Annotated in this window: 4 protein-coding genes; 1 reads left to right on the top strand and 3 read right to left on the bottom strand. The window is 64.6% G+C overall.

What is annotated here, in order from left to right; all coding sequences use genetic code 11:
* Positions 1–231: 231 nt before the first annotated feature.
* The 3 genes from HUK84_RS13035 to HUK84_RS13025 form a co-directional block, all read right to left on the bottom strand.
* Complete coding sequence (locus HUK84_RS13035; protein WP_176640679.1) at positions 232–435, bottom strand: cold-shock protein; 204 nt, start codon at positions 433–435, stop codon at positions 232–234.
* A 283-nt stretch (positions 436–718) separates the two neighbouring features.
* Positions 719–2359: a chaperonin GroEL gene (groL, locus tag HUK84_RS13030; RefSeq protein WP_176640677.1), complete on the bottom strand. Its 1641-nt coding sequence runs from the start codon at positions 2357–2359 to the stop codon at positions 719–721.
* A gap of 54 nt (positions 2360–2413) precedes the next feature.
* The gene (locus HUK84_RS13025; protein ID WP_176640676.1) at positions 2414–2704 is read right to left on the bottom strand and encodes a co-chaperone GroES; all 291 of its coding nucleotides are present in this window, start codon (positions 2702–2704) and stop codon (positions 2414–2416) included.
* 281 nt (positions 2705–2985) lie between these two features.
* On the opposite strand from HUK84_RS13025, the gene HUK84_RS13020 reads away from it, so the two are divergent.
* On the top strand, positions 2986–3246 hold the full coding sequence (locus HUK84_RS13020; RefSeq protein ID WP_176640675.1) for an usg protein: 261 nt from the start codon (positions 2986–2988) through the stop codon (positions 3244–3246).
* Positions 3247–3357 lie beyond the last annotated feature (111 nt).

The raw sequence follows: 3357 nt of genomic DNA, 5'->3' as shown, positions 1-3357 counted from the left end.
CGTGGCGTGTTCGTCCTGCTGGACCGGCGGGCGCCGTCGCGCCTGATGTCGGCCTTTCCGGACGGCGTCGCGGTGCGGCGCGCCGGCCTGCGGGACGTGGCGCAGGAAATCGAGGCCTTCGTGCGCCGGCGCGATGGAAACCCCGATGCGCCGGCATGAAGATAGGGAGGACGTCATCCGTCCCCCCTGCCGTCTGGTCGTCGGTCCCTGTCCCTCGGTCGAGGGAAAGGGTCAGAGCGGCTTGATGTCGGACGCCGCCGCCTTGCCGCGTTCGGTCACGACTTCGTAGCTGACGCGCTGGTTTTCAGCCAGGCCGCGCAGGCCCGCCGCCTGGACGGCGGTAATGTGCACGAACACGTCCTTGCCGCCATCCTCGGGCATGATGAATCCGTAGCCCTTGGTCGCGTTGAACCACTTTACTGTTCCGGTCGCCATAGTCACGTTATCCTTGGCTTTTTCGGCCCCTTGGCCGCGTCGATCAATGCCTGTCCATCGCGCACGTCAGCAGGCCGGAAAGTTCCGGCCCGCTGTCCGTTGCGATGCAGTCCAGTTTATGGGCGCACGGATGGTCCCCGTTTGTCAAACCATGACAACCGCTGGACCCACTTAAAAAATAAGTAAAAAGAAGGCCGCCCGCGAACGGACGGCCTTCCTGTCTCCGGTTGGTCCGGCACTGGCCCGGGGTGGAAACCCGCCGCCGGACCGGCGATCATGGATCTTAGAAATCCATGTCGCCCATGCCGCCCATGCCGCCGGCCGGCGCGGCCGGGGCCTTCTTTTCCGGCTTCTCGGCCACCATGGCTTCGGTGGTGATCAGCAGGCTGGCGACGGACGCGGCGTCCTGCAGCGCGGTACGGACGACCTTGGTCGGGTCGATGATACCGGCCGCGACCAGGTCCTTGTACTCGCCGACCTGGGCGTCGAAACCGTAGTTGTAGTCGTTGGTTTCCAGGACCTTGCCGGCGATCACGGCACCGTCTTCGCCCGCATTGTGGGCGATCTGGCGCAGCGGCGACTGCAGCGCCTTGCGGATGATCTCCGCACCGACGCGCTGGTCGTCATTGGCCAGGCCCAGGTCGCCCAGGGCGGCCGAGGCGCGCGCCAGCGCGGTGCCGCCACCCGGAACGATGCCTTCCTCGACGGCGGCGCGAGTCGCATGCAGCGCGTCGTCGACGCGGTCCTTGCGCTCCTTCACCTCGACCTCGGTCGAGCCGCCGACGCGGATGACGGCAACGCCGCCCGCCAGCTTCGCCAGACGCTCCTGCAGCTTCTCGCGGTCGTAGTCCGAGGTGGTTTCCTCGATCTGCGCGCGGATCTGGGCGCAGCGGCCCTTGATGTCGTCGGACGCGCCGGCGCCCTCGACGATCGTGGTGTTTTCCTTCTCGATGCGGACCTTCTTGGCACGGCCCAGCATCGCGAGCGTCACCGTCTCGAGCTTGATGCCCAGATCTTCGCTGATGACCTGGCCGCCGGTCAGGATCGCGATGTCTTCCAGCATCGCCTTGCGACGATCACCGAAGCCCGGCGCCTTGACGGCGGCGATCTTCAGCCCGCCGCGCAGCTTGTTGACGACCAGGGTCGCCAGCGCCTCGCCATCGACGTCTTCGGCGATGATCAGCAGCGGACGGCCGGACTGCACCACGCTCTCGAGCAGCGGCAGCATCGGCTGCAGCGACGACAGCTTCTTCTCGTGGATCAGGATGTAGGGGCTGTCCAGATCGGCAACCATCTTCTCGGCATTCGTGATGAAATACGGAGAGATATAGCCGCGGTCGAACTGCATGCCTTCGACGACGTCCAGCTCGGTGTGCAGGCCCTTGGCCTCTTCCACCGTGATGACGCCCTCGCTGCCGACCTTCTGCATGGCCTGCGAGATCATCTCGCCGATTTCGGTCTCGCCATTGGCCGAGATCGTGCCGACCTGGGCCGTTTCGGCCGGGGTCGTGATCTTCTTGGTGTTCTTCTTCAGCTCTTCGACGACCGCGATCACGGCCTTGTCGATGCCGCGCTTGAGGTCCATCGGGTTCATGCCCGCCGCAACGGCCTTGGCACCCTCGCGGACGATCGCCTGGGCGAGAACGGTCGCGGTCGTGGTGCCGTCACCGGCGACGTCGTTGGTCTTCGACGCCACTTCGCGCACCATCTGGGCGCCCATGTTCTCGAACTTGTCGGCCAGTTCGATTTCCTTGGCGACGGACACGCCGTCCTTGGTGATGCGCGGCGCGCCGAAGCTCTTGTCGAGCACGACGTTACGGCCCTTGGGGCCCAGGGTCACCTTTACCGCATCGGCCAGAATGTCCACGCCCCGCAGCATGCGCTGGCGTGCGTCACCGCCGAACTTTACGTCCTTGGCTGCCATGTCAGAATTCTCCTGTGGGAAACATATCGATCAGAAAGAAACGGAACCGCGATCTCAGCCGATCACGCCCATGATGTCGCTTTCCTTCATGATCAGCAGCTCCTCGCCATTGATCTTTACTTCGGTGCCCGACCACTTGCCGAACAGCACCTTGTCGCCCGCCTTGACGTCCAGGGCGACGATCTGTCCCTGCTCGTTCCGCGCGCCGGGGCCGACCGAGATGATCTCGCCTTCCATCGGCTTTTCCTTGGCGGTGTCGGGGATGATGATGCCGCCGGCCGTCTTCTCCTCGCCGGTCAGGCGACGGACGACCACGCGGTCATGCAGGGGACGAAAGTTCGTCATTATGGATCGCTCCACATCAAAAAAGGTAACGCCCTTGAATAAGCAACGCCACCGGTTTGGCGCGCGCGCCAGGCCGCATCGCTTTGGCACTCTCCGCATGAGAGTGCCAACGAACAGTTAGGATCAGCCCCGTTTCGTGTCAAGCTTTGGCAGCACTTTCTTTCGATGACTGCCAAGATTTTGAAGATAAAGAATTTTTGTTGAATATCTCGAGACGGGTCTGGCAGGCTGGGTCGGCCCGGACGAGGGGGGACGGGACGTGAGGATACAAGGAGGCGCCCATGACCCTGCGGCTTCAGCTTCGCGATTATCGCCTGACCACTGCCGAGATTCTCTATCGCCTGCCGGACCATCCCGCCCTGCTCCAGACCTATATCTGGCAGAACATGGACATGGCCCCGTCCTTTCCGGAACTGCGCCGCTTTCTGGATTTCTGGACGCGGTCGCTGGATGGGCGGCTGCATTCGGTGCGGGTCGCCCAGCAGGCGCGCCTGGCCGTGCCGTCGGTGCGCCACGCCGGCGCGTGGCTGACCATTCATTGACGTCCCGATGATGTCCCGGCCGACGGCTTCGGGACGGATCAGTCCTGCCCGGGTGCGTCCGGCGCATCGTCGCGGCGCGCGCCGTCCAGCGTGCGCGTCAGGTGTTCGGCC

Origin of the sequence: Nguyenibacter vanlangensis (genome assembly GCF_013376155.1) — a bacterium.
In the GTDB taxonomy this organism is placed as follows: domain Bacteria; phylum Pseudomonadota; class Alphaproteobacteria; order Acetobacterales; family Acetobacteraceae; genus Gluconacetobacter; species Gluconacetobacter vanlangensis.
The sequence above is the reverse complement of the archived record's forward strand: the minus strand, read 5'-3'. Positions and strand labels throughout refer to the sequence as shown.